Annotated in this window: 27 protein-coding genes; 18 read left to right on the top strand and 9 right to left on the bottom strand. The window is 59.9% G+C overall.

Annotated features, from left to right (window positions below; all coding sequences use genetic code 11):
• Positions 1-10 precede the first annotated feature (10 nt).
• The 11 genes from KGA83_RS03545 (at position 11) to KGA83_RS03495 (ending at position 12,098) form a co-directional block, all read left to right on the top strand.
• The gene (locus KGA83_RS03545; RefSeq protein WP_108217527.1) at positions 11-397 is read left to right on the top strand and encodes a response regulator; all 387 of its coding nucleotides are present in this window, start codon (positions 11-13) and stop codon (positions 395-397) included.
• Between the two features lie 52 nt (positions 398-449).
• A complete protein-coding gene (locus tag KGA83_RS03540; protein WP_115948154.1) occupies positions 450-1,748 on the top strand; it encodes a glycosyltransferase in 1,299 nt (432 codons plus the stop codon).
• A 74-nt stretch (positions 1,749-1,822) separates the two neighbouring features.
• Complete coding sequence (locus KGA83_RS03535) at positions 1,823-2,728, top strand: AraC family transcriptional regulator (protein ID WP_115948155.1); 906 nt, start codon at positions 1,823-1,825, stop codon at positions 2,726-2,728.
• Positions 2,729-2,973: 245 nt separating this feature from the next.
• Positions 2,974-4,284: an ABC transporter substrate-binding protein gene (locus tag KGA83_RS03530; RefSeq protein ID WP_115948156.1), complete on the top strand. Its 1,311-nt coding sequence runs from the start codon at positions 2,974-2,976 to the stop codon at positions 4,282-4,284.
• A 133-nt stretch (positions 4,285-4,417) separates the two neighbouring features.
• Positions 4,418-5,344 carry a carbohydrate ABC transporter permease gene (locus tag KGA83_RS03525; RefSeq protein WP_108217523.1) on the top strand — a complete coding sequence of 309 codons (927 nt, stop codon included), beginning with the start codon at positions 4,418-4,420 and terminating at the stop codon, positions 5,342-5,344.
• Positions 5,345-5,352: 8 nt separating this feature from the next.
• Complete coding sequence (locus KGA83_RS03520) at positions 5,353-6,183, top strand: carbohydrate ABC transporter permease (protein WP_115948157.1); 831 nt, start codon at positions 5,353-5,355, stop codon at positions 6,181-6,183.
• Positions 6,184-6,332: 149 nt separating this feature from the next.
• Complete coding sequence (locus tag KGA83_RS03515) at positions 6,333-7,436, top strand: ABC transporter ATP-binding protein (RefSeq protein WP_223528426.1); 1,104 nt, start codon at positions 6,333-6,335, stop codon at positions 7,434-7,436.
• Between the two features lie 16 nt (positions 7,437-7,452).
• Positions 7,453-8,925: a mannitol dehydrogenase family protein gene (locus tag KGA83_RS03510; RefSeq protein WP_223528424.1), complete on the top strand. Its 1,473-nt coding sequence runs from the start codon at positions 7,453-7,455 to the stop codon at positions 8,923-8,925.
• A gap of 146 nt (positions 8,926-9,071) precedes the next feature.
• Positions 9,072-10,568 (top strand): xylulokinase, encoded by a 1,497-nt coding sequence (gene xylB / locus KGA83_RS03505; protein WP_223528421.1) that lies wholly within the window; start codon positions 9,072-9,074, stop codon positions 10,566-10,568.
• Positions 10,569-10,581: 13 nt separating this feature from the next.
• Positions 10,582-11,526, top strand: a complete 945-nt coding sequence (locus KGA83_RS03500) for a carbohydrate kinase family protein (RefSeq protein ID WP_223528418.1) — start codon at positions 10,582-10,584, stop codon at positions 11,524-11,526.
• Between the two features lie 305 nt (positions 11,527-11,831).
• Positions 11,832-12,098: a DUF2790 domain-containing protein gene (locus KGA83_RS03495; protein ID WP_115948161.1), complete on the top strand. Its 267-nt coding sequence runs from the start codon at positions 11,832-11,834 to the stop codon at positions 12,096-12,098.
• A gap of 97 nt (positions 12,099-12,195) precedes the next feature.
• Here KGA83_RS03495 and KGA83_RS03490 read toward each other — a convergent pair whose 3' ends face one another.
• Entirely contained in the window at positions 12,196-12,462 is a 267-nt protein-coding gene (locus KGA83_RS03490) for a DUF1652 domain-containing protein (RefSeq protein ID WP_108217516.1), read from the bottom strand.
• A 283-nt stretch (positions 12,463-12,745) separates the two neighbouring features.
• Between KGA83_RS03490 and eco the strand changes: the two genes are divergently transcribed.
• Positions 12,746-13,228 carry a serine protease inhibitor ecotin gene (gene eco / locus KGA83_RS03485; RefSeq protein WP_115948162.1) on the top strand — a complete coding sequence of 161 codons (483 nt, stop codon included), beginning with the start codon at positions 12,746-12,748 and terminating at the stop codon, positions 13,226-13,228.
• A 51-nt stretch (positions 13,229-13,279) separates the two neighbouring features.
• Here eco and ilvA read toward each other — a convergent pair whose 3' ends face one another.
• The 4 genes from ilvA to lpxO form a co-directional block, all read right to left on the bottom strand.
• Positions 13,280-14,293: a threonine ammonia-lyase, biosynthetic gene (ilvA, locus tag KGA83_RS03480; protein WP_115948163.1), complete on the bottom strand. Its 1,014-nt coding sequence runs from the start codon at positions 14,291-14,293 to the stop codon at positions 13,280-13,282.
• A gap of 207 nt (positions 14,294-14,500) precedes the next feature.
• Positions 14,501-15,664, bottom strand: coding sequence for a PQQ-dependent sugar dehydrogenase (locus tag KGA83_RS03475; protein WP_108217513.1), 1,164 nt, complete (start codon positions 15,662-15,664; stop codon positions 14,501-14,503).
• Positions 15,665-15,731: 67 nt separating this feature from the next.
• Positions 15,732-16,073: a hypothetical protein gene (locus KGA83_RS03470; RefSeq protein ID WP_115948164.1), complete on the bottom strand. Its 342-nt coding sequence runs from the start codon at positions 16,071-16,073 to the stop codon at positions 15,732-15,734.
• Positions 16,074-16,214: 141 nt separating this feature from the next.
• A complete protein-coding gene (gene lpxO / locus KGA83_RS03465) occupies positions 16,215-17,114 on the bottom strand; it encodes a lipid A hydroxylase LpxO (RefSeq protein ID WP_223528415.1) in 900 nt (299 codons plus the stop codon).
• Positions 17,115-17,489: 375 nt separating this feature from the next.
• On the opposite strand from lpxO, the gene KGA83_RS03460 reads away from it, so the two are divergent.
• A complete protein-coding gene (locus tag KGA83_RS03460) occupies positions 17,490-19,076 on the top strand; it encodes an ABC-F family ATPase (RefSeq protein WP_108217586.1) in 1,587 nt (528 codons plus the stop codon).
• A gap of 268 nt (positions 19,077-19,344) precedes the next feature.
• Positions 19,345-20,532, top strand: a complete 1,188-nt coding sequence (locus tag KGA83_RS03455; protein ID WP_108217511.1) for an MFS transporter — start codon at positions 19,345-19,347, stop codon at positions 20,530-20,532.
• Between the two features lie 33 nt (positions 20,533-20,565).
• On the opposite strand, the gene KGA83_RS03450 is transcribed toward KGA83_RS03455, so the two are convergent.
• Together KGA83_RS03450 and KGA83_RS03445 are read right to left on the bottom strand one after the other, a co-directional pair.
• The gene (locus KGA83_RS03450; RefSeq protein ID WP_115948165.1) at positions 20,566-21,603 is read right to left on the bottom strand and encodes an alpha/beta hydrolase family protein; all 1,038 of its coding nucleotides are present in this window, start codon (positions 21,601-21,603) and stop codon (positions 20,566-20,568) included.
• 167 nt (positions 21,604-21,770) lie between these two features.
• Complete coding sequence (locus KGA83_RS03445) at positions 21,771-22,382, bottom strand: FMN-dependent NADH-azoreductase (RefSeq protein WP_108217509.1); 612 nt, start codon at positions 22,380-22,382, stop codon at positions 21,771-21,773.
• 131 nt (positions 22,383-22,513) lie between these two features.
• On the opposite strand from KGA83_RS03445, the gene KGA83_RS03440 reads away from it, so the two are divergent.
• Complete coding sequence (locus KGA83_RS03440; protein ID WP_108217508.1) at positions 22,514-23,422, top strand: LysR substrate-binding domain-containing protein; 909 nt, start codon at positions 22,514-22,516, stop codon at positions 23,420-23,422.
• Entirely contained in the window at positions 23,419-23,778 is a 360-nt protein-coding gene (locus tag KGA83_RS03435; RefSeq protein ID WP_108217507.1) for an MmcQ/YjbR family DNA-binding protein, read from the top strand. The genes KGA83_RS03440 and KGA83_RS03435 overlap by 4 nt, the downstream gene beginning before the upstream one ends.
• An 11-nt stretch (positions 23,779-23,789) precedes the next feature.
• Here the strand turns inward: KGA83_RS03435 and KGA83_RS03430 are convergent, their stop codons facing one another.
• Positions 23,790-24,218 (bottom strand): DUF1294 domain-containing protein, encoded by a 429-nt coding sequence (locus tag KGA83_RS03430; protein ID WP_108217506.1) that lies wholly within the window; start codon positions 24,216-24,218, stop codon positions 23,790-23,792.
• Entirely contained in the window at positions 24,215-25,045 is an 831-nt protein-coding gene (locus tag KGA83_RS03425) for an undecaprenyl-diphosphate phosphatase (protein WP_115948166.1), read from the bottom strand. Before KGA83_RS03425 ends, KGA83_RS03430 begins: the two co-directional genes overlap by 4 nt.
• Before the next feature lie 496 nt (positions 25,046-25,541).
• Here KGA83_RS03425 and pnuC point away from each other — a divergent pair, with 496 nt between their 5' ends.
• Positions 25,542-26,105 (top strand): nicotinamide riboside transporter PnuC, encoded by a 564-nt coding sequence (gene pnuC, locus KGA83_RS03420; RefSeq protein WP_223528400.1) that lies wholly within the window; start codon positions 25,542-25,544, stop codon positions 26,103-26,105.
• A complete protein-coding gene (locus tag KGA83_RS03415; protein WP_223528558.1) occupies positions 26,102-26,626 on the top strand; it encodes an AAA family ATPase in 525 nt (174 codons plus the stop codon). Before pnuC ends, KGA83_RS03415 begins: the two co-directional genes overlap by 4 nt.
• Positions 26,627-26,681: the final 55 nt, after the last annotated feature.

Raw genomic sequence — 26,681 nt, 5'->3', positions numbered from 1 at the left:
GAATCTCACTATGTCATCTGCCAACGGCTCTACCATCCTTGTCGTCGAAGACGATGCCATCGTGCGCATGTTGATCGTCGACGTACTGGAGGAGTTGGAGTTCAAGGTGCTTGAGGCCGATGGCAGCGAACCGGCGCTGGAGAAGCTCAAGGACTTGACCCAACAGATTGATCTGATGATGACCGACGTGGGCCTGCCAGAGATGGATGGACGCGAACTGGCCAATGAAGCACGTGTTTTACGTCCAGCCTTGCCGATCCTGTTTGCCAGCGGTTATGCCGAAACCATCGAAGTGCCTCAAGACATGCACGTGATCGGCAAACCGTTCTCCATCGATCAGTTGCGCGACAAAGTTAACAGCATCCTCGGCCTGACCCCGCGTCCTGCTGTGGTTTAATGCGCCGCGTTTTTCATCCCTGCCCTGCATCCGCTTCAAGGAATTCCCGCCAATGATTCAGCCCCGCGCAACCAAAGTCCTGGTCATTGGTTACGTCTGGCCCGAGCCCCGCTCTTCCGCGGCCAGCGGGCATGTCATGCAAATCCTCGAGGTTTTCCTGCAACAAGGCTGGGACATCACGTTCAGCAGCCCGGCGGGCTTCGGCGAACAACGCGCAGACCTGACGGCGTTGGGCATTCGCGAAGTGCCGATCGAGCTGAACAACAGCAGTTTCGATGAGTTCATCAGCGAACTGGCGCCGGACATCGTGTTGTTCGATCAATTCATGATGGAGGAACAGTTCGGCTGGCGGGTCGAGAAGCATTGTCCCGATGCCCTGCGCGTGCTCGAAAGTTGCGACCTGCAAAGCCTCAGGCATGGCCGGCATCAACGCCTCAAGGAGCGTTTGAAAACCAGTGACGACAACAATGACTTCAGCGGCCTGTTCGCCCAGGCGGCGCGTGAAGAATTTGAACACATGGCCAACACCGATCTGGCAAAGCGCGAGATCGCCTCATTTTATCGTTGTGATTTGACGCTGATGGTTTCCGAAGTGGAAATCCAATTGCTGGTCGAGCAGTTCAGGATTCCCCGCAACTTGTTGCATTGGTGCCCATTGATGGTCGAACCTGCGGCCAATGCGCCGGTAGCGTTCGAAGACCGGGCGCACTTTCTGCATATCGGCAACTTTCGCCATGCGCCCAATTGGGATGCGGTGCTCTGGTTGAAAACCGCGATCTGGCCGCTGATTCGCGAGCAATTGCCCAGCGCTCAATTGCATATCTATGGTGCCTACACGCCACCCAAGGCCACTGCGCTACATAACGCTGCGCAGGGGTTCCACGTAATGAACTGGGCAGAGGACGCCTTGCAGGTGATGTCGGCGACGCGGGTGTGCCTGGCGCCCTTGCGTTTTGGCGCAGGTATCAAGGGCAAAATCGTCGATGCGATGCTCTGTGGCACGCCCAACGTGACGACGCCTATCGGTGCCGAGGCCATGCATGACGAGGAGAGCTGGCCCGGAGCCGTGACCTGTACGGCTCAAGAGTTCGCAGCCCGCGCGGTGCAATTGCACAACGACAAGGCCCTGTGGTTGAGCGCCCAGAATCAAGCCCGCGATTTGTTGGCCAGTCGCTACCAACCGTCCATTCATGGCCCGGCGTTGATTGAACGGCTGGTTGCTTGTCAGCGGCACCTGTCCGACATTCGGCGAGATAACTTTACCGGCAGCATGTTGCGCCATCACCATCACAAAAGTACTCAATACATGGCGCAATGGATCGAGGTGAAGAATCGGCTTAATCAGGAGTAGGCGCAGGCGGTAGTAGCGTTATCCATCCGGCTGGAGGCATGATCAGGGCGGGATAACTACACAAGCGCCCTGACATGACCCGCACCGCCAGAGTCACCGATCCGTCCTATGAATTGATGGACGACCACAACGGGTTGTCCATCATCTACCGCCAGCATGGCTTTCCCTGCCCGCTGGTGCGCTGGCATTTCCACAAGGAATACGAGTTGCACCTGATCGTCGCCAGTTCCGGCAAGGTGTTCATTGGCGATTACATCGGCAACTTCTATCCGCAAACCCTGTTCCTGACCGGCCCCAACCTGCCCCACAACTGGATCAGCCAGGTGGCCGAGGACGAAGTGGTGCCCAAGCGCGACATGCTGGTCAACTTCACCGACGAGTTGTTCGACAGCGGCTATCAGGTGTTTGCCGAACTCAAGACCCTGGCGCCGCTGCTGGAGCGCGCGCAATACGGCATCGAGTTTCGCTGCAAGCACACCATCGCCCAGGTCATGGACTTGATGCAGCGCATCGCCGATACCAGCGGCGTCACCCGGCTCGGGCACTTTTTCATCCTGCTGGAGTTGCTCGCCGCCACCGACGATTACCAATTGCTCTCTGGCGCCACGACGCCACAACTGGCCGACGAGCACAACATCGACCGCACCAACCGGGCGGTCGATTACATTTTTGCCCACTACGCCCGGGACTTGACGCTGGAAGAAGTCGCCGATCATCTGGGCATGAAACCGACTTATTTCAGCCGCGTATTCAAGCAGGCCACGGGACGCAATTTCATCGAATTCGTCAATCGCCTGCGCATCAGCAAGTCTTGCGAGTTGCTGGCCGATGGCGACAAACCGGTGACCGACGTGTGCTTCGAGTCGGGCTTCAACAATATTTCCAACTTCAACCGGCGCTTCCAGCAACTCAAGGGCATGACGCCGTCGCATTACCGGCGGTTGGTGGTGCAGCGACTGACCGAGCAAAACCTGGGTTAAAAATCAAATTCTGCTAAAAGCTATAAAACCTGTACGGATTCAATACCCCTCCTTCGCTGAAAAGCCCTTCCTTGTGTCTACCGCCCTAAACTCGAGTGCAAAAAAGTATCGATCAAAGTGCGATGGATGATTTGTCTCGCCCGCCGTTGAAGGTTGTAATCAGCACAGATTCTTCCCTGCGCAGGAAGACACAAAAACAATAACTGTCCTTCTGTAACCCATTGGGTGCAGAAAAGGAGTGCACGATGCAACCTTCTGTAAAAGCTCTGCTTGCCCTCACCTGCATGACCCTCAGTAGCGTCAGTCTCGGCGCCCAGACCCTGACCATCGCCACCGTCAACAACAGCGACATGATCCGCATGCAAAAGCTTTCGAAAACCTTCGAGGCCGAGCATCCGGACATCAAGCTCAACTGGGTGGTGCTCGAAGAAAACGTTCTGCGCCAGCGCCTGACCACCGACATCGCCACCCAGGGCGGCCAGTTCGACGTGCTGACCATTGGCATGTACGAAGCCGCACTCTGGGGCGCCAAGGGCTGGCTGGAGCCGATGAAGGATTTGCCGGCCAGCTACGCCCTCGACGATGTGTTCCCGTCGGTGCGCGAAGGCCTGTCCGTCAAAGGCTCGCTGTATGCGCTGCCGTTCTACGCCGAAAGCTCGATCACCTACTACCGCACCGACCTGTTCAAGGACGCCGGCCTGAGCATGCCCGAGCGCCCGACCTGGGAGCAGATCGGTGAATTCGCCGCCAAACTGAACAAACCCGAGCAGGAACAGTACGGCATCTGCCTGCGGGGCAAGGCCGGCTGGGGCGAGAACATGGCGCTGATCAGCACCGTCGCCAACGCCTACGGCGCTCGCTGGTTCGATGAACAGTGGCAGCCGGAATTCAACGGCCCCGAGTGGAAAAACGCGCTGAACTTCTACGTCGACACCATGAAGAAATCTGGCCCGCCGGGCGCCTCGAGCAATGGTTTCAATGAAAACCTGGCGTTGTTCAACAGCGGCAAATGCGCAATCTGGGTCGATGCCAGCGTCGCCGGCTCGTTCGTCACCGACAAGGCCCAGAGCAAGGTCACCGATCACGTCGGTTTCACCTATGCGCCGAATCAGGTCACTGACAAGGGCTCGGCCTGGCTCTACTCCTGGGCGCTGGCCATTCCCACCAGTTCCAAGGCCAAGGACGCGGCGAAAACCTTCAGTGCCTGGGCCACCTCCAAAGAATACAGCGCACTGGTCGCGGAAAAAGACGGCATCGCCAACGTGCCGCCGGGCACCCGGGCCTCGACCTACAGCGAGGCGTACATGAGCGCTGCGCCGTTCGCCAAGGTCACGCTGGATTCACTCAAGGCCGCGGACCCGAGCAAGCCGGGCGCCAGACCTGTGCCGTACATCGGCATCCAGTTGGTGACCATTCCCGAGTTCCAGGGCATTGGTACCCAGGTCGGCAAGTCCTTCTCTGCGGCGTTGATCGGCCAGACCACGGTCGACCAGGCCCTGGCGGCGGCCCAGCAAACCACTGCACGCGAAATGAAGCGCGCGGGTTATCCCAAGTAATTTCGCACGCCCTCTGTAGGAGCGAGCTTGCTCGCGATGGTGTGTCAGTTGACGCCGTCGTGCCTGACACTCCATCGCGAGCAAGCTCGCTCCTACAGGGATCTTCATTGTTCGTTCCAATCGGTTTAACACCATGAATACATCAACTGCCAAAGCTCACATGGACATTGCCCAACCGCAGCGCAAACGCCGCGTGACCAATCCAGGCTGGTTTCTGGTCAGCCCTTCGGTGGCATTGCTGCTGTTGTGGATGATCGTGCCCCTGGGCATGACCCTCTACTTCTCGACCATCCGCTACAACCTGCTCAATCCGGGTGAAAACGAATTTGTCGGGCTAGAGAACTTCTCTTATTTCCTGACGGACTCGGGCTTCCTGCCCGGCGCCAGCAACACGCTGTTGCTGGTGGGCAGCGTGCTGCTGATCAGCGTGGTGTTCGGCGTGCTGATCAGTGCTTTGCTGGAGGCCAGTGAGTTTTTCGGTCGCGGCATCGTGCGGGTGCTGCTGATCTCGCCGTTTTTCATCATGCCCACGGTGGGCGCGCTGATCTGGAAGAACCTGATTTTCCATCCGGTGTCGGGGATTCTCGCCTACGTCTGGAAGCTGTTCGGCGCGCAACCGGTGGACTGGTTGGCGCACTACCCGCTGCTGTCGATCATCATCATTGTCTCGTGGCAATGGCTGCCCTTCGCGATCCTGATCCTGATGACCGCCATGCAGTCCCTCGACCAGGAACAGAAAGAAGCCGCGCGCCTGGACGGTGCCGGGCCTATCGCGATTTTCTGGCACCTGACATTGCCACACCTGGCACGGCCGATTGCGGTGGTGGTGATGATCGAAACCATCTTCCTGCTCTCGGTGTTCGCCGAAATCTTCACCACCACCAACGGCGGCCCCGGCTACGCCTCGACCAACCTCGCGTACCTGATCTACAACCAGGCGTTGGTGCAGTTCGATGTTGGCATGGCCTCGGCGGGCGGCTTGATCGCCGTGGTCATCGCCAACATCGCCGCGATCATTCTGGTGCGAATGATCGGCAAAAACCTGACCGACAAAGCCTGAGGCCTGCCATGACTCTTCAACAATCCCGTCGCTTGCAAAGCCTGCTGCTCGGTACGTTGGCCTGGGCCATCGCGATCCTGATCTTCTTCCCGATCTTCTGGATGGTGCTGACCAGTTTCAAAACCGAAATCGATGCCTTCGCCACGCCACCGCAGTTCATCTTCATGCCGACGCTGGAAAACTACCTGCACATCAACGAACGCAGCGACTATTTCAGTTTCGCCTGGAACTCGGTGGTGATTTCCTTCAGCGCCACAGCCCTGTGCCTGCTGATCGCGGTGCCGGCGGCCTACTCCATGGCGTTCTACGAAACCCAACGCACCAGAGGCACGTTGCTGTGGATGCTCTCGACCAAGATGCTGCCGCCGGTGGGCGTGCTGATGCCGATCTATCTGCTGGCCAAGAGTTTCGGCCTGCTCGATACGCGCGTTGCACTGATCGTGATCTACACGCTGATCAACCTGCCGATCGTGGTCTGGATGATTTACACCTACTTCAAGGACATCCCCAAGGACATCCTCGAAGCCGCGCGCCTGGACGGTGCGACGCTGTGGCAGGAAATGGTTCGCGTGCTGCTGCCGATCGCCAAGGGCGGTCTGGCGTCCACGGTGCTGCTGTCGCTGATCCTGTGCTGGAACGAGGCCTTCTGGTCGCTGAACCTGACCTCGTCGAAAGCCGCGCCGCTCACTGCATTGATCGCTTCCTACTCCAGCCCCGAAGGGCTGTTCTGGGCCAAGTTGTCGGCCGTCTCGACCCTGGCCTGTGCGCCGATCCTGATCTTCGGCTGGATCAGCCAGAAACAACTGGTACGCGGCCTGTCGTTCGGCGCCGTGAAATGAAGATCGCCGACCTGATGCGATCCCTGTGGGAGCGAGCCTGCTCGCGATGGACGTGAACGATAACGCGTGCCGACAGGAAGAACGCGCCGCCTACAAATTTATCGCGAGCAAGCTCGCTCCTACAGAAAAATAAAAGGAGGCCCATTCCCATGGCCAACCTGAAAATCAAGAATCTGCAAAAAGGCTTCGAAGGCTTTTCCATCATCAAGGGCATTGACCTGGAAGTGAACGACAAGGAATTCGTGGTCTTCGTCGGCCCGTCGGGCTGCGGCAAATCCACGTTGCTGCGGCTGATCGCAGGGCTGGAAGAAGTCAGCGGCGGCACCATCGAACTCGATGGCCGCGACATCACCGAAGTGAGCCCCGCCAAGCGCGACCTGGCGATGGTGTTCCAGACCTACGCCCTGTACCCGCACATGAGCGTGCGCAAGAACATGTCGTTCGCCCTCGACCTGGCCGGCGTGGCGAAGGCCGAGGTGGTGAAAAAGGTCAGCGAAGCGGCGCGCATCCTCGAACTGGGGCCGATGCTGGAGCGCAAGCCCAAGCAACTGTCCGGCGGTCAGCGCCAACGCGTGGCGATTGGCCGCGCCATCGTGCGCAACCCGAAAATCTTCCTGTTCGACGAACCGTTGTCCAACCTCGATGCCGCCCTGCGCGTGCAGATGCGCCTGGAACTGTTGCGCCTGCACAAAGAACTGCAAGCCACGATGATCTACGTGACTCACGATCAGGTCGAAGCGATGACCATGGCCGACAAAGTGGTCGTACTCAATGGCGGCAAGATCGAGCAAGTCGGCTCGCCGCTGGATCTCTATCACCAACCGGCCAACCTGTTCGTCGCCGGTTTCCTCGGCACGCCGAAAATGGGTTTTCTCAAAGGCAAGGTCACACGCACCGACAGCCAGGGCTGCGAAGTGCAACTGGACGCCGGTACCCGCATCAGCCTGCCCTTGAGCGGCAGGCATCTGAGCGTCGGGGCGGCGGTGACGCTGGGCATCCGCCCCGAGCATCTGGAACTGGCCAAACCCGGCGACTGCACCTTGCAGGTCACCGCCGATGTCAGCGAACGCCTGGGCAGCGACACCTTCTGCCACGTCCTGACTTCGTCCGGCGAAGCCCTGACCCTGCGCGTTCGCGGCGATCTGGCCAGCCGTTATGGCGAAACCCTGAACCTGCACCTGGATGCGCAACACTGCCATTTATTCGATGCCGACGGCGTGGCACTGACCCGCCCGCTGCGCGCTGCTGCCTGATTTCAGAGAGCCTGAGATGAAACTGAACAAACAGAACCTCAACCGCCTCGCGCCTGAAGTGGTCCTGCCCGCCTACGCGTTGGGCGATACCCGCCAAGGCATCGCGCACATCGGCGTCGGCGGTTTCCATCGCGCCCATCAGGCGTTTTACACCGATGCACTGATGAACACCGGAGAGGCGCTGGACTGGGCAATCTGTGGTGTCGGCCTGCGTGCCGAGGACCGCCGCGCCCGTGACGATCTCAAGGAGCAGGACTACCTGTTTACCTTGTTCGAGCTTGGTGATAACGACGACACCGAAGTGCGAGTGATTGGCGCCCTTCGCGAAATGTTGCTGGCAGAGGACGATGCCCAGGCGTTGATCGACAAACTGGCCAGCCCCGAGATCCGCATCGTCTCGCTGACCATCACCGAAGGCGGTTACTGCATCGACGACAGCACCGGCGAGTTCATGGCGCACTTGCCGCAGATCCAGCATGACCTGGCGCACCCGGAGGCGCCGAAAACCGTGTTCGGTTTCCTCTGTGCCGCACTGGCCAGGCGCCGCGCCGCCGGCACGCCGGCCTTCACCCTGATGTCCTGCGATAACCTGCCGCACAACGGTGCCGTCACCCGTAAGGCTCTGCTGGCCTACGCCACCTTGCACGACGGCGAATTACGCGACTGGATCGACGCCAACGTCAGTTTCCCCAACGCCATGGTCGACCGCATCACGCCGATGACCAGCATCCAACACCGTTTGCAACTGGCCGACCAGCATGGGCTGGACGATGCCTGGCCGGTGGTCTGCGAACCCTTTTTGCAATGGGTGCTGGAAGACAGGTTCGTCAACGGTCGCCCGGCCTGGGAAAAGGTTGGCGTGCAGTTCACCGACGACGTCACGCCCTACGAAGAAATGAAGATCAAGCTGCTCAACGGCAGTCATCTGGCGCTGACGTACCTGGGCTTTTTAAAGGGCTATCGCTTCGTTCACGAGACCATGAACGACCCGCTGTTCGTGCGCTACATGCGCGCCTGCATGGACCTGGATGTGACGCCGCAGCTGCCGGCGGTGCCGGGAATTGACCTGGCCGAGTACAAGAACACCCTGGTGACGCGCTTCTCCAATCAGGCAATTGCCGATCAACTTGAACGGGTGTGTTCGGACGGCTCGTCGAAGTTTCCGAAATTCACCGTGCCAACCATCAACCGCTTGATCGCCGATGGCCGCGAGACCAAGCGAGCGGCGTTGGTGGTGGCGGCGTGGGCGTTATACCTCAAGGGCGTGGATGAGCATGGCGAGACCTATTCGATACCGGACCCGCGCGCAGCGTTCTGCCAGACGCTGGTGGCCGATGATGCGTTGATTACCCAGCGTTTGCTGGCGGTCGAGGAGATTTTTGGTACGGCGATTCCCCGCTCGGCGGAGTTTGTCGCGGCGTTCGAGTGGTGTTGCAACAGTTTGCGCGAGGTGGGTGTATCGCGGACGTTGGAACGGGTGCTGGCTTGAGGTCGGTGGTGTAGCAACTGCCGTCATCGCGAGCAGGCTCGCTCCCACATTGACTGTGTTTCAACCGCAAAACGGATGATCACCTCAGCCCCCTGTGGGAGCGAGCCTGCTCGCGAAGAGGGTTTACTGATATCGAAGGATCCTGCATGACAACCCGACAACTCTTCCTCGGCATCGACTGCGGCACTCAGGGCACCAAAGCCATCATCCTAGACGCGGCCAGTGGCGAAGTGCTCGGTCAGGGAGCGGCCGCCCACACGATGATCAGCGGCGCCAATGGCCGCCGTGAACAGGACACCCAGCAGTGGCTGGAAGCCTTCACCACCGCCACCCGCCGCGCCTTGCTTGCGGCTAAAGTCGACGGCCAGTCGATCCTCGGCATTGGCGTCTCCGGCCAGCAACATGGCCTGGTGCTGCTCGACGATCAGGGCAAGGTATTGCGTGCAGCCAAGCTCTGGTGCGACACCGAAACCACCCCGGAAAATGACCGCCTGCTGGCCCATCTGGGTGGCGAAAAAGCTTCGCTGGAACGCCTCGGCGTGGTCATCGCGCCGGGCTACACCCTGTCCAAACTGCTATGGACCAAAGAGCAGCATCCCGAGGTATTTTCCCGCATCGCCCGCATCCTTCTGCCCCACGACTACCTCAACCATTGGCTCACCGGCCGCAGTTGCAGCGAGTACGGCGATGCCTCGGGCACCGGGTATTTCAATGTGCGTACGCGCCAGTGGGATTTGCAATTGTTGCGGGACATCGACCCGAGCGGACGCCTGCAAGCCGCCCTGCCGGAGTTGATCGATGCCCACCAAGCGGTCGGCACGATTCTGCCGGGCATTGCCGAACACCTGGGCATCAACCCGCGGGCACTGGTGTCCAGTGGCGGCGGCGACAACATGATGGGCGCCATTGGCACCGGCAACATCCAGCCCGGAGTGATCACCATGAGCCTCGGTTCGTCGGGTACGGTGTACGCTTATGCCGATCAACCGAACGTCGCTGCGGATGCCGCAGTCGCCACGTTCTGTTCTTCAAGCGGTGGCTGGCTGCCTTTGATCTGCACCATGAACCTGACCAATGCCACCGGCCTGATTCGTGACCTGCTGGACCTCGACATCGACCAGTTCAATGAGCTCGTTGCCCAGGCGCCGATCGGTGCCGAAGGCGTTTGCATGCTGCCGTTTTTCAACGGGGAGCGGGTGCCCGCCCTGCCCCACGCCAGCGGCAGCCTGTCGGGCCTGACCATGACCAACCTGACCCGGGCCAACCTGTGCCGCGCGGTGGTCGAAGGCACGACGTTCGGTTTGCGTTACGGACTGGACCTGCTACGCCGCAATGGCTTGCAAACTCGCAGCATTCGGCTGATCGGCGGCGGTTCGAAAAGCGCGGTGTGGCGGCAGATCGTCGCCGACACCATGAACACCCCGGTGATCTGCACCGAACAAAGCGAGGCCGCGGCTCTCGGTGCGGCGATCCAGGCGGCCTGGTGTGTATCCCGGGCGAACCGGCACGAACACAGCCTGGCGGACTTGTGCGAGCGCTGCGTGAAACTCGATCCGGCCAGTGAAACCCTGCCGGTCGCCGACAATGTACACGCCTGTCAGCAGGCGTATGAACGCTATCGACAGCATGTCGCAACCCTTTGAAGAGTGAACAACTATGTACTTGGTGTGTGGCGAAGCGCTGTTCGATTTTTTCAGTGAAAACGACGCCAGCGGTCTGGCTTCCAAAGTGAACTTCAAAGCCATTGCCGGTGGTTCGCCGTTCAATGTGGCGGTGGGCTTGCGCCGATTGGGCGTGGACGCGGCACTGTTGGCCGGGTTGTCCACCGACTACCTGGGCCGGCGCCTGCTGCAAGTGTTGCAAGATGAAGGCGTGTGCCAGGACTACCTGCTGGATTTTGCCGCGCCGACCACCCTGGCGATGGTCGCCGTGGGGGCCAATGGCTCGCCGCAGTACAGCTTCCGTGGCGAAGGCTGCGCGGATCGACAATTGCAACCGCAGGACCTGCCGGCACTCGGGCCTGAGGTGCGCGGCCTGCATATCGGCTCGTTTTCCCTGGTGGTGCAGCCGATTGCCGACACCCTATTGGCGCTGGTGCGCCGGGAAAGCGGCAAGCGCCTGATCAGCCTCGATCCGAACGTGCGCCTGAATCCGCAGCCGGACATTGACCTGTGGCGTGCGCGGATCGCGACGCTGGTGGAGCTGGCTGACCTGATCAAGGTCAGCGACGAGGACCTGCATTTGCTGTATCCCGACCAGGACCCGGCGCGGGTGATCGAAGGCTGGTTGCAGCACCGTTGTCAGCTGGTGTTCCTGACCCGGGGTGGCGAAGGCGCCAGCGTGTTCAGCCAGGCTCACGGTTCGTGGTCGGCTTCTGCCTGTGAGGTAAAAATCGCCGACACTGTGGGCGCGGGCGATACCTTTCAGGCGGCGCTGATTACCTGGCTGACCGAACAGCAGCTGGATTCAGTGGAGGGTGTGAAGCAACTTGGCCGCGAGCAGATCGACCGCATGCTGAAGTTCGCGGTCCAGGCGGCGGCGCTGACGTGCAGCAAGACCGGGCCGGATTTGCCTTATCGCAAGCAACTGGATTTGCGTTGAGTTCGAGGACGTCATCGTCGGATCGCCGCCCGGAGCAAGCTCGCTCCCACAGGGTTGCGGGTCGCTCACTGTATTTGTGTCCACCCTTGTTCGCGATGACTTTCCATCAGGCGCCCGATGGTCTTAACTGATACACAGGATCGCGCATCCGCGACAGGCGGCGTTTAAGCCGGGTTAACCCTCGTTTAACCGTGCGGTCCAACACTTCACTGGACCGCACGCCCTCAGACTGTTCTGACGCCCAGTGCGGCAGGTTCGACAAGCCACACATCGAACTGACTTTCCGTCCGCACCGGAGATCGCTGATGAACACTCGCACCCTGCTGGTTACCGCCGCCCTCGCCTGCACCGCGTTTGCCGGCCTGGCTCAGGCCAATGACACCACTGACTCTCAAGCCGTGCCCTATCACTACGGCATGCCATTGCATGTCAGCAAAGTGATTTCACTGACCGAGCCGGACACCCTTGAGTGCAAAGTGGTAAATGCCGAGATGAAGTACATCGATGACACAGGAAAACCCGCAGAAATTACCTACCGTAAACTTTCCGACGCCTGCGAGAATCAGGGCTGACCGAAAAGTCTGATTTGCTGGCGGCTGCCGTTGAGCTGGCACTGGGCCTGGCGTTCTTCCAGACCCGGCGCGTGTCGGTGCAACTCGAAACCGCAGGTTAAAGCGCTTTGCCCAGCATCGAGTGCGGCTCGACCTCTACGTGATGCTGTCTGGAACGCAGTTGGGTAATCAACTCGTTGATTTCCCGGCAACCATTGAGCCCGGAAGCATCAATGCCAGTGACCAATAGATCCAGGTGATCGGTTTGCCCGTCGGCATAGACCTTGACGGTCATCGACAGATCCGGTGACAGCGTGCACTGGCAGCGTTTGGGCAGAAAACTGCTTTCGATGATGTTGCGAAGTTCCAAGGCAGAAAGAAACATGGCGACTCCCTCCTATGTGAGACTGCCAAAAACGATCAATGCTCGCTCATATGAAATCCCGGCAAGCCTCAAGGACAGCTACAGCATAAGGCATGCCCTGAATTTCGCCGTGCAGCTCATCGGCAATTCAAGGGTTTAGGCAATTCACCCGTTGAACCTGTCATGCAGTTTGCAAAAAAGCCCCCCTTGTGACCGTGCAATTTGCATGCTGGGCGCTGCAGGTTTGCTTTCACTGCACACGGCAGTGAGAATGCCGCCCTTCACTTCAAGCAAGGAGGCAACCATGAGTTCTTTGACTGCACACGCGACACTCGGGTTATTCGCTCTCGGACTGACGGGCCTGGCACACGCCGCCAAACTCGAAGACACCGCGCCCTATCCAAAGGCCGAAAGCGGGTTTACCCGCCAGGTGATCCACCTCGCGCCACAGCCCCGGGAAAACGACTTCCAGGTCGAGATCCTGGCCGGCAAGATGATGACCGTCGACTGCAATAACCCGCGTCTGGGCGGTATTCTCGAGGAGAAGAACCTCGAAGGCTGGGGCTACCCGTTCTATCGCCTGGAAAACGTCATTGGCCCGATGAGCACGCTGATGGCCTGCCCGAACGGCACGCGCAAGCAGGACTTTGTACCGGTGGTCGGTGACGGCTTCCTGCTGCGTTACAACAGCAAGCTGCCGCTCGTGCTGTACGTACCCAAGGACATCGAAGTGCGCTACCGAATCTGGTCGGCGTCGAACAAGGTCGAGAAAGCCACTCAGGAATAACCCGGCCATCCGGCGCCCGCTTGCGGCGCCCGCTGTCGGCCTGCCCGAGACTCATGCCGCAGCGCCACTCAACGCAGCTCGCTCGGCCACATGCCCCAGGCTGTCGAAATTGATGTTGGCACCCGAGTCGATGGCGACCAGGGTCTGACCACGAGCGCCGCTCTGTGCCACGTACTTCTTGATCCCGGCCACCGCCAGCGCGCCGGAAGGTTCGGTGATCGAGCGGGTATCGTCATAGATATTCTTGATCGCAGCGCAAAGCTCATCGTTGCTGACCGTCACCACCTCATCGACGCAAAACCGGCACACCTCAAACCCGTAAGCGCCGATCTGCGCCACCGCCACCCCGTCGGCGAAGGTGCCGACGCTGGGCAGGATCACTCGCTCACCGGCGAGCAACGCGGCTTGCAGGCACGCGGAATGCTCCGACTCGACGCCGATGATGCGCACCTCGGGCCGCAAGTATTTGACGTAAGCGGCGATGCCTGCGATCAGCCCCCCGCCACCCACCGGCACGAAGATCGCATCCAGCGGCCCTTGATGCTGGCGCAGGATTTCCATGGCCACCGTGCCTTGCCCCGCGATCACTTGCGGATCGTCGAAGGGCGAAACAAAGGTGCGACCGGTTTCCCGGGCCAGATCCAGCGCATAGGCCAGTGCAAACGGAAAACTTTCGCCGTGCAACACCGCATCGGCGCCGCGACTGCGCACCCCGATGACCTTCAATTGCGGCGTCGTGCAGGGCATGACGATAGTCGCGTTGATCCCCAATTCCCGTGCCGCCAGCGCCACGCCCTGCGCATGATTGCCGGCAGAAGCCGTGACCACACCACGAGTCTTTTGCGCCTCGCTCAGTTGCACCAGCTTGTTGTAGGCGCCGCGGATCTTGAAGGAAAAGGTCGGTTGCAAGTCTTCGCGCTTGAGCAGGATCTGATTACCCAAGGCTACAGACAAGGCCGGCGCCGCTTGCAACGGCGTGCGCACAGCCAGTTCATACACCGGCGCGACAAGGATTTTTTTCACGTAGCGCTCAAGCAGGGCTTGTTGATCGGCTGTAAAACTCATGGTCGTCTCCTGACGTTGATCGGGGCCCGGGAGACAGAAAGTAAAAACCCGCCTCAAGGGCGGGTTGGGTGCTGCAGTCGTGAGCTAGCCCGCCAAATGAGGAATGGCGGTAATAATGCTTGGCTGGCAGCGCAATACGGTGGAAGTCATGGCTCGAAATTAGCCGGGCGGTGGTAGCAAGTCAATGGCAAGTTTTTGTAGATGCCTTTAGTCAGCCGGCAACTTCAACCCGACTTTGTAAACGCCACCGTTCTCCTCATCGGTCAGCACATACAAATAGCCATCCGGCCCCTGTCGCACATCGCGAATGCGTTTTTTCAACTCACCGAGCAAACGCTCCTCGTGCACGACCTTGTCGCCATCGAACTCCAGGCGGATCAGTTCCTGGCTGACCAACGCGCCGATAAACACGTTGCGTTGCCAGGCCTTGAAACGGTCGGCATCGTAGAACGCCATGCCACTCAGGCCCGGGGATTTTTCCCAGACATGGTTCGGGGCAACGGTGCCCTCGACGGTATCACCCTTCGCTTCGGGAATCGGTAGACCGGAGTAGTTGATGCCATGGGTCGCCAGCGGCCAGCCGTAGTTCTTGCCACGCTCGATGATGTTGATTTCATCGCCGCCCCGGGGGCCATGTTCGTTTTCCCAGAGTGTGCCGTTCCACGGGTTGAGCGCCGCGCCTTGCGGATTGCGCTGCCCGTAGGACCAGATCTCCGGGCGCACGTTGGCTTGGCCGACAAAGGGGTTGTCCTTGGGCACCGTGCCGTCCGGGTAGATCCGCACCACTTTGCCCTGCAGTTTGTCGAGGTCCTGGGCGGTCGGGCGGTCGTTGTTTTCCCCCAGGGTCACGAACAGGTAGCCGTCGCGATCGAACACCAGCCGCGAGCCGAAATGGTTGCCCACCGAGAGTTTGGGTTCCTGACGCAGGATCACGTGGAAGTCCTTGAGCGCCGTCATATCGTCGCAGAGCCGGCCGCGCCCCACCGCAGTACCGGCCTTGTTGTCCTCACCACCCCCTTCGGCATAGGACAGATAGACCGTCCGGTCCTGCTTGAAATCCGGTGACAACGCCACGTCCAGCAAGCCGCCCTGCCCCTTGGCCCAGACCGTTGGCACGCCATTGAGCGGCGCTGACAGCTTGCCGTCGGCGGTCACCCATCGCAGGTTGCCGGGTCGTTCGGTTACCAGCATGCCTTTACGATCCGGCAGGAATGCCAGGGCCCATGGGTGCTCCAGCCCCGTCACGACGGGGGTGACCTCGAGGGTGCCTGCTTCGCTTTTCATCGTCCAGGCGGGTGCGGCAAGCACAGGAACAGTGGTGCTGATCAATACGCTGGCACAGAGGGTTGCCAAGAGGTTTTTGCGCAACATTCTGGATTCCTTTTCCGATAGACATGAGGTTTGGTGAAAAATGGCGGGCAGAGGTGATGCCTGCTACTCAACGGTTGTTGCTGCCGGTGTCTCGCGGGGCAGGATTGGGAATGAATTTCGGAGGGCTGGCGGGAGCGGTCCGGTCGGGATAGCGATTACCGATGCCACCGTTGTCCAGTGTCGGCGAGCGCTGGACCGGCACGGTATTGGGTCCGCGTATGGCCGGGGCGCTGGGTTGAGTGCCTTGCATGCTGTTGGGGTTGGCCCGGTGGATCGGACTGTTGTAAGGATTGTTGTTGGTGCGGCCCGGCAGGTTCTGGGCCAATTGCAACGCAGCAGAGGCATCGGCCAGAGAGCCCAATATGGCACTCAAGGCCAGCACAATGGCGCCAGACACGTATCGGTTCATGGGGTGCCTCTCTACGTCGCGTGGATAAGGACTTCGATACCACGCTACGCCCGGGGTTCGGTTTTGTTAACAAAAACCTCCCCGGCAAGATGTAACAGGCTGGATGTTCCGACGATGACATCAGCAGCCCGAACACCCCCCTCAAATCAGAATAAAGACCGCCAGCAGCCCGGCAAAGATCGACCACTTTGCAAGGTAGTAAAGCGTGCGATTGCGCTTTTTCAGTTGTTTGCCGTGCAGGCGAACCTTGTAGATCCTGCTGAACAGCCGATTGAGCCCGCCGATCCTGTCGCCCGCCTCGTTCGGCGCGCCTGCCGCCGACATGACTGTGCGGCTGAACCAGCGATTGAATGCCACAACCCAGCGATATTTCATCGGCCGCTCGACGTCGCAGAACAAGATGATGCGATTGTGCGGCGTGGTGTTCTCTGCGTAATGAATGTAGGTCTCATCGAACATCACCGCTTCGCCATCGCGCCAATGGTAGTTCTGGCCATCGACATTGATGTAGCAGCCGGTAGCGTTGGGGGTTTCCAGGCCCAGGTGATAACGGTACGAACCGGCGTACGGATCGCGATGGCGCACCAGTCTGGAGCCCGGGGGCAGCTCGGCGAACATCGCCGCCTTGATCGAGCCAATGCCCTGTACCAGCTCAGTGGTACGCGGGCAGAGTTTCATCGCCGACGGGTGGCTGTCGCCATACCACTTGAGATAGAAGCGCTTCCAGCCGGTCTTGAAAAACGAGTTGAAACCGACGTCATCGTATTGATTCGAGCGCTTGATCTCGCCGGTGCGAAGCAAGTTCTGGCCTTCGGCACGAATTTCTTCCCAATGCGCCTGCAGCGGGCTCAGGTCGGGAAAGTCGGCCGGGTCGAGATAAGGCTTGTTGGGGATTTTCGAAAACAGATAAAGAAAGCAATTGATCGGCGCCAGAAACGTCGAGTGATCACTCAACTGGCGGCCCAGCTTGTGGCGCACCTGACCGCGCAGGTGGACATACGCAATGCAGACAACGTAGATAACGGCAATGATGAGTTTCACGGAAATCGTCACAGATCGGAAGTAAACAAGCTGCGCCCTCCCGGGTCTTGTGCAGCGACTGGTTACGAAACAGCGGCCCCTTAGTGCCATCAAGCCTTGCCGATGGTCGGTTTTCGGCTGATGGATGGCATTTTAGCCACAGTTTGTAACCAATGGTTAACCTGCAACTGCGAAAATGTGTCCGCAAAATCCGCCAAAGCGTTGCAGTGGTCTCAACGCCCTATCGTTTAAAGAGCCAGACCAGTACAATTGCCGCCAAACTTTACGTGCCTCTTCGCTGATGACGGGAAAACCCGCTTTCAGCGCACTTTGATTCGGGTCAAGCGCGGTACTGCCGCAACCCTGGCTACTCTGAATGCTTCGCAGGAAAAACCTTTGATTTCTACAGCTAACATCACGATGCAGTTCGGCGCCAAGCCGCTCTTCGAAAACGTTTCGGTCAAGTTCAACGGTGGCAACCGTTACGGTCTGATCGGCGCCAACGGTTGCGGCAAGTCGACCTTCATGAAGATTCTCGGCGATGACCTCGAGCCGTCCGGCGGCCAGGTCATGCTGGAACCGAACGTGCGCCTGGGTAAATTGCGCCAGGACCAGTTCGCCTACGAAGAATTCAACGTGATCGACACCGTGATCATGGGTCACGAAGAGCTGTGGAAGGTCAAGGCCGAGCGCGACCGCATCTACTCGCTGCCGGAAATGAGCGAAGAAGACGGCATGGCCGTGGCCGAGCTGGAAACCGAGTTCGCCGAAATGGATGGCTACACCGCCGAATCCCGTGCCGGTGAACTGCTGCTGGGCCTGGGTATCCCCCTGGAACAGCATTTCGGTCCGATGTCCGAAGTGGCTCCGGGCTGGAAACTGCGGGTGTTGCTCGCTCAGGCACTGTTCTCCGATCCGGAAGTGCTGTTGCTCGACGAACCGACCAACCACCTGGACATCAACACCATCCGCTGGCTGGAAACGATCCTCAAGGCGCGTAACAGCACCATGATCATCATTTCCCACGACCGTCACTTCCTTAACAGCGTCTGCACTCACATGGCCGACCTGGACTACGGTGAGTTGCGCCTGTTCCCGGGCAACTACGACGAGTACATGACCGCGGCGACCCAGTCCCGCGAGCAACTGCTGTCGGACAACGCCAAGAAGAAAGCGCAGATCTCCGAACTGCAGACCTTCGTCAGCCGCTTCTCGGCCAACGCCTCGAAAGCCAAGCAGGCCACGTCCCGTGCCAAGCAGATCGACAAGATCCAGCTGGCCGAAGTCAAGCCATCGAGCCGCGTGAGCCCATTCATCCGCTTCGAACAGACCAAGAAACTGCACCGCCAGGCCGTGACCATCGAGCAGATGTCCAAGGGCTTCGATGGCAAGACCCTGTTCAAGAACTTCAGCTTCACCGTCGAAGCCGGCGAGCGCGTGGCGATCATCGGCCCGAACGGTATCGGCAAGACCACCCTGCTGCGCACCCTGATGGGCGAGCTGACCCCGGACGCCGGTTCCGTGAAATGGACCGAAAGCGCGGAGCTGGGCTACTACGCCCAGGACCATGCCCACGACTTCGAAGACGACGTCAGCCTGTTCGACTGGATGGGCCAGTGGACCCAGGGCGAGCAGATCATTCGCGGCACACTGGGCCGGATGCTGTTCTCCAACGACGAGATCCTCAAGTCGGTCAAGGTGATTTCCGGTGGTGAACAAGGTCGCATGCTGTTCGGCAAGCTGATCCTGCAAAAGCCGAACGTACTGGTGATGGACGAACCGACCAACCACTTGGACATGGAATCCATCGAGTCGCTGAACCTGGCGCTGGAGAACTATCCGGGCACGCTGATCTTCGTCAGCCACGACCGTGAGTTCGTATCGTCCCTGGCCACCCGCATCATCGAGTTGAGCCCTAACGGCGTAACCGACTTCAGCGGCACCTACGACGACTACCTGCGCAGCCAGGGTGTGGTGTTCTAAGGGTAGCTACAAACCTTTAGCGGCAAGCTTCAATTGAAGAGCCCTGTCCTGGTGACGGGGCTTTTTGCATTTAGAGTCCAACTTTTGGTTGGTGCTAAATCATTCGCGAGCAGGCTCGCTCCCACAGGGGTATGCATTCCAACATGTGGGAGCGAGCCTGCTCGCGAAGAGGCCCTCAAGAACAGCGACATTTAGTTAGCCTGCTTCCTTTTATCCCATCGCCGCGCCATGATGCAGGTCTCCCACCGCCGCCCGCGAACGAGCCCTCATGTCTGTGCAGCAAATTGCCCCGCAAAGCTCCATGGCGATCACGCTGCAGATCGTCTCCATCGTCTTCTATACCTTCATCGCCTTCCTCTGCATCGGTTTGCCGATTGCGGTACTGCCGGGTTATGTCCACGAGCAGCTCGGGTTCAGCGCCATCGTGGCCGGGCTGACCATCGGCTCGCAATACCTCGCCACCCTGCTCAGCCGGCCCATGGCCGGGCGGATGTCCGACAATGTTGGCACCAAGCGCGCAATCATCTACGGCTTGTCGGGGATTGTGCTCAGCGGCGTGCTGACCTTGCTGTCGACCCTGTTGCAAGGCTTTCCCTTGCTCAGCCTGCTGATCCTGATCGCCGGGCGCCTGTTGCTGGGGATCGCCCAAGGATTGATCGGCGTCGGCACCATCAGTTGGTGCATGGGCCAGGTCGGTGCCGAGCATACCGCGCGGTCGATTTCCTGGAACGGCATCGCGTCCTATGGGGCGATTGCCATCGGTGCGCCGCTGGGTGTGGTGATGGTGCAACAGCTCGGTTTCGCCAGCCTGGGCATTGCCCTGTCGCTGCTGGCCCTGGCCGCACTGTTGCTGATTCGCAACAAGCCTTCGGTGCCGGTGGTACGCGGTGAGCGCCTGCCGTTCTGGGCGGTGTTTGGACGTATTGCGCCGTTTGGCGCGAGCCTGAGCCTGGCGTCCATTGGCTACGGCACCCTGACGACCTTTATCACCCTGTACTATCTCAATCGCGGCTGGACCGGCGCGGCCTACTGCCTGACTGTGTTTGGCGTGTGTTTCATTCTGTCGCGACTGCTGTTCATTTCCGCCATCAGCCGATTCGGCGGGTTCACGTCGGCCATTGCCTGCATGGGCATCGAGACGGTTGGCCTGGTACTGCTATGGCTGGCACCTTCGACCGCGTATGCGCTCATTGGCGCCGGCCTGACCGGGTTCGGCCTGTCCCTGGTGTACCCGGCGCTGGGTGTCGAGGCCATCAAACAGGTGCCCAACTCCAGCCGTGGCGCGGGCTTGAGTGCTTATGCGGTGTTTTTTGACCTGGCGCTGGCCATCGCCGGCCCGTTGATGGGCGCAGTGGCGTTGAACCTGGGTTATGTGTGGATTTTCTTCAGTGCGGCGTTGTTGTCGGTGACGGGGTTGGGGTTGACCCTGCTACTCAAGCGTCGCAGTGACCTGTAGGAGCGAGCTTGCTCCTACAGGGCCGCGCGCACATTATTGATCGGCGGTTTGCATCCCCGCCCGGGTCGCTCTGCCCAGGGTGCGCGAGAAGAACCTTCCGGCTTCAGAGATCAAATTGCGGTGTATGTCTTGCCGATCGACGCCATCGGCATCGGTGCACAGCGCGGGCATGATCACGATCTGCTCGTCATTGCACGGCGCCATGAACACGAAATGCCCTGCCCCGGCCAGCAGCTTGAAGTCAGGCGCTGTCGGCAGTTTGCGCGCCAGTGCCGCAGCGTTCTTGTCGACAGCCACCAGCTTGTCGCCATCGCCGCTGTAAAGCAGCACCGGCACATGTACATCGGCCAGGGTGTGGCGGCCGAACTTCAGGCTCAAAGGCGCCATCAGCATCAAGGCGTGGACGCGAGGATCGGCCACCGGTTGCAGGTCGTCGCGGTCGACAATCAGTTCACCCTGGGTGTTGCAGGCATCGCGGTCATCCGGGCGCTCCTGGCAATAACGGCGCAGACGATCCAGGTCCGGGGTCGCACCGGACAGAATCAATGCGGTCTCGCCACCGGCCGAGTAACCGATGACCCCTACCTGCTCGGCATTGACGAACGGCGACAGCATACGATCGCCCAAGGTAGCGGTAATGGCTTCGGAAATCTGGATCGGCCGGCCGTACAGGTTACTCAAGGTACCGAGTCGGCTGTGGTCCCTGGAGTTGTCACCGGGGTGAATCACCGCCACCACGACAAAACCCTTTCGCGCCAGCGACGTGGCAAGGTCGTGCAGGGCCAAGGGGGTGCCGGTGTTACCGTGGGACAGCATCAGCATCGGGAACCGGCCAAGGGCGACTTTGGTGTCCTCCCCGGCTTCGACGGTGTAACCCTCGAGCTTGCTGGTGTGCTCCCAATCACTGGACGGATAGAAGGCGATGGCGCGCATCGGCTGCAGGTCCAGTGGGTCGAGAAAAGTCATCTCATGGAAGCCGACGCTCCAGTGAGGATGCGGCGCAGGCGCGGCGTGCACTGTATTCAGGCTGCTGAGCAGGCAAATCAGCAAAGTTGCACAAAGACGCACCATGGGATGCCCCACCTGTTACCGGACTTGAGACGTAAGCCCTTGACTGCATAAGTCGGGCCATAATCTGAAACGACCAGAAACAAAAAACTCCGTAGCTGGTACTTGCGTAACCAGAATACAGAGTTTTTTTGGGCTGTACCGGAACGGTTGAGTTCTTTACGCAAGCCTTACGCAGCGGCGAACAATTGCTCGCTGATTTGCGCATGAGCAGCGCTCATGGCTTTGTTGCGCACCTCGTCACCGTAAGCCAGGCCTTCGGCGCGGACGATTTCGATGTCGGTGATGCCGATGAAACCGAACAGCAGCTTCAAATATTCTTCGTGGGCAACACCGCTTGCCTGACCGGCGTGCATGCCACCGGAAGTCGAGACGATCACCACTTTCTTGCCGCCGCACAGGCCTTCAGGGCCGGCTTCGGTGTAACGGAAGGTCTGACCGGCGACGGCGATGCGGTCGATCCAGGCCTTCAGTTGAGTCGGGATGGTGAAGTTGTACATTGGTGCGGCAATCACCACGGCATCGGCAGCCAGGAATTCGGCCAGGGTCGAGGCGCTCAGTTCGGCTTCATGCTGTTGTGCGGCATTGCGCAGTTCAGCGGTGGTGCCGGCGGCGACCAGGGTAGTGGCGGAAAAGTGGCTGATGGCGTCGGCGGCCAGGTCGCGATAGGTCACCACGGCAGTAGGCTCGGCGGCTTGCCAGGCTTTGACGACTTCGCCGCTCAGCTGACGGGAAGCCGAGTTGTCGCCCAGGATGCTCGAATCGATATGCAGCAGTTTCATGTGGGATCTCCAAGTGAGGATCGCCCACAAGGGCGATCTGATGGGACTAATCCTACAGACGAAACCAATAGCTGATTAGACGGCAATAATGCGATAGTTCGTCTCACAGATAGAACAATCAGGTTCACATCATGCAAGACCTCAACGACCTGTATTACTTCGCCAAAGTGGTGGAAGCCGGTGGTTTCGCGGCAGCCGGGCGTTTGCTGGGCATCCCCAAGTCCCGATTGTCACGACGCATCGCCGAACTGGAAGAGCGCCTCGGCGCACGATTGCTGCAACGCACCACCCGACAACTGAAATTGACCGCTGTGGGTGAGCGCTACCTCAGGCACTGCCAGGCGATGCTGCTGGAGGCGGAAATGGCCGACGAGGCCGTCGCCAGCATGTCCAGCGAGCCCCGCGGGCGTTTGCGGGTGTCCTGCCCGGTCGGGCTGGCCCACGAAATATTGCCGGGGGTGATCAGCGACTTTCTGGAACGGTTTCCACAAGTCCAGCTGGAGGTGATGCTGCTCAACCGCCGGGTCGACCTGGTGAACGAAGGCATTGACGTGGCCCTGCGTGTGCGCGAACTGGGCGACGAAGACCCGCTGCTGGTCACCCGCCGGCTACGTCAGGCGCAGATGCTGATGGTCGCCAGCCCCGGTTTCCTCGTTGGCCGTGAGATCAACCACCCCGAGGATCTGAAAAGCCTGCCGGTGCTCGGCGCCCTGGAGCCCGACCGCCTGGTGCACATCCGCCTGCTGGATCAAAAAGGCAAAAGTTGTGAACTCGCGCTCGAGGCCCGGCTGGGTATCGATGACTTTATCGTGCGCAAGGCCAGCACCCTCTCCGGTCTGGGTTTTACGATGCTGCCCATGATGTATTGCGAGCAGGAGCTGGAAAACGGCTCGCTGGTGCAGTTGCTACCCGAGTGGTCATTGCCCGGTGGCTGGCTGCAAGCGGTCTATCCTCATCGACGCGGGGTGATGCCGGCGGTACGCGCCTGGATTGACCATTTGGTCGAATCCTTCAATGCCTGTGGGGAACGATTGTTATGAAAGCCGGACGGATGAGCGAAGAGGATGTCGCGAAGTTTTGCCTCGCCCTGCCGGGAGCGCGGGAAGATTATAAATGGGGAGGCGTACGGGTGTTTTCGATTGCCGGGAACAAGATGTTCGCGTTGCAGGGCCTGCGGGGTGATTCCCTGGCCTTCAAGGTCGACAAGGATCTGTTTCTCGGCCATTGCGACCGACCGGGGATTCATCCGGCGCCTTATCTGGCGCGCGCCCAGTGGATCATCATGGAAACGCCCTACCCGCTCGGTAGCGAAGAGCTACAGGGATTGCTGCAGCGTTCCCACCAGTTGGTGGTGAGCAGACTGCCAAAGCGCACTCAAGTCGGACTGTTGCTTTAGGGCCTTGTTGATCAGAACAAGGCGAACAGGTGTGCGCCGAGGAACAGGTGATCGATCCAGAACACCTGGTGCAGTAGCACGATGATCCAGAACACCAACTGGTACGAGACTTTGCGGGTTTTGTGCCGAAACGCTTGCTGGGCCAGCAAGGCACCGGGCCAGCCTCCGGCGAACTCCAGCGCATGCAGGACATTCTCTGGCGTGCGCCATTGCTCGGCGCGAGCCTTGCGCTTGTCGCTCCAGTACAGCAAAAACGTCACGACGCTGACGATGCCGTAGGCCGCCAGGGGAATCAGCGACTCCCCGTGCAGCCATGACGACACCGAACCCGACAGCGGCAACGCGCACAGGATTGCAAACACCAGCCACTTCAACCGTGAATGGCGGATCTGTCCCCCGGGCTGGCGCCCGGGGTTATTGCGCGCGCTTGAGTCACTCACGGCTTGACCGCGCTCCAGTCGACCCAACCGAATTGCCAGGTTGCCAGGATGATCAGGCCGAACACAATGCGATACCAGGCAAACGCCGCATAGCTGTGGTTGGCGATGAACTTGAGCAACCCGCGGACCGCGATCATCGCGAAGACGAACGCGGTGACGAAACCGATCGCGAACACCGGGAAATCCGCCGGGACAAACAGGTGGCGGTATTTATAGCCCGAGTACACCGCTGCGCCGACCATGGTTGGCATCGCCAGGAAGAACGAGAACTCGGTAGCGGTCTTGCGCGACAGGCCGAACAGCAACCCGCCGATGATCGTCGAGCCCGAACGCGAAGTGCCCGGAATCATGGCCAGGCATTGGGCGAAGCCGACTTTCAGGGCATCTTTCCAAGTGATGTCATCCACCGTTTCGGCGTGTACTTCATGCTGACGGCGCTCGGCCCACAACATGATGATCCCGCCCACGACCAGCGCCGTTGCCACGGTGATCGGGTTGAACAGGTATTCGTGGATCAAATCGGCGAAGATCACGCCCAACACCACGGCCGGCAAGAACGCGATCAACAGGTTCGCGGTAAAGCGCCGAGCGCCCGGCTGGGTCGGCAGACCGATGACCACGTCGAAGATCTTGCGTCGAAACTCCCACACCACTGCCAGGATGGCACCCAGCTGAATGATGATGTTGAACGCCATCGCCCGCTCGCCCCCGAAGCCGAGCAAGTCGGCCACGATGATCTGGTGGCCGGTACTGGAAATGGGCAGGAATTCGGTCAGCCCTTCTACAACCCCAAGAATCAATGCCTGAAAGGCGGTCCAAAAATCCATCAATCCCCCAAAAGGCTATGCGCATTGGCATGCCCCGTTAGTATTTTTCAAAAGCCTTGATTGCGATCAGCGTAGCTGAAGCCCCACGCATCAAGGATCACCACAGAACCGTAAAAATCCTGTGAAAAAACAATCCTGATTCGGGTTTATCCGCGCGGGGCCGAAATCCTACCAGACAAGTCCGATTGGCGCTGCCGCGTTATCGGCCGCCGCTCGCTCAGGCGCGTGCGGCAACGCGTGGCTGGATGCTGGCAATGGTTTATGACAGGAACAAGAATCCGCAGTGACCGCGTTATGAACACCTCCTGTAGGAGCGAGCTCGCTCGCGAAAAAACGCCAACGATAATGCGCAGAACCTGACAAACCGCGGCGTCCTGGCGTCCATCGTCGGATCGCCGCCCGGAGCAAGTTCCCACAGGTCCACATCTCCCTACAGGAATCTCCGTGCCGATCCGGTTACAATCCGTGCCCTTTTCGATTTTCCCAAGGAGCCTCCATGTCCGGGCTTGAACTGTTTGCCGCCGCCCTCGGTGTCATTGCCGTCTGGTTGACAGTCAAACAGAACCCTTGGTGCTGGCCCATCGGCCTGGTCATGGTGTTGCTCTACAGCTGGATCTTTTTTGAGGTGAAGCTGTATTCGGACATGCTGCTGCAAGTCGTCTATGCCGCCTTGCAGCTTTACGGTTGGTGGCAGTGGACGCGGATGGGTGAAACGACCCATGGCCGCGAAGTCAGTCGGCTCGACACTCGGTCCGTGGCGTTGAGCCTTGCCATTGGCGCACTCGGCAGCCTGTTGCTGGGGGCGGTCATGGTCCGCTGGACCGACGCTGCCCAACCCTGGCTCGATGCGGCGCTGACCGGATTCAGCCAGGTGGCGCAAGTCTGGATGGCGCAAAAACGTGTCCAGTGCTGGCCGCTGTGGATCGCCCTGGATGTGATTTTCGTCGGGTTGTTCATCTATAAAGGCCTGTACCTGACCGCCACCCTGTACGGGTTGTTCACCGTGATCGCCGTGCAGGGCTGGCGCGAATGGCGCGCCGATCCGGCATTGCACGCATGAAAGTCCTGGTGCTCACAGGCCCCGAATCCAGCGGTAAAAGCTGGCTGGCGGCCGAGTTGCAACTGCGTTTCGGCGGGATTCTGGTCGACGAGTATGTGCGCTTGTTCATCGAGCAGAATCCGCGGGACACCACCTTGGCCGACATTCCGGACATCGCCCGCGGTCAATTGGCATGGGAAGACCAGGCGCGGGCGCAACAACCGTCTTTGCTGATCCTCGACACGCACCTGCTGAGCAATATCCTCTGGAGCCAAACCCTGTTTGGCGACTGCCCCGCCTGGATCGAACAAGCGCTACTGGCCCGGCATTACGACTTGCACTTGCTGCTGTCGCCGGAACAGGTCGACTGGAAGGATGATGGCCAGCGTTGCCAGCCCCGGTTGAGTGAGCGCCAGGCATTTTTCGAGCAGACCCTGGCCTGGCTCGAGCGCCACGCACAACCGGTTCAAGTACTGCAGGGAGATTGGGCCGAACGCCGTTTCCAGGCACTGGACGCGGTGACCCGATTGCTCGATGCCTGACCGGCGTTCGGGGCAATTTCCCCACCATCCCCCCAACCCCCGGGGAAAAGTGTCC

It is taken from the genome of Pseudomonas sp. GL-R-19 (assembly GCF_019956375.1).
Taxonomy (GTDB): Bacteria; Pseudomonadota; Gammaproteobacteria; order Pseudomonadales; family Pseudomonadaceae; genus Aquipseudomonas.
This window is presented reverse-complemented; position numbering and strand designations above follow the sequence as displayed.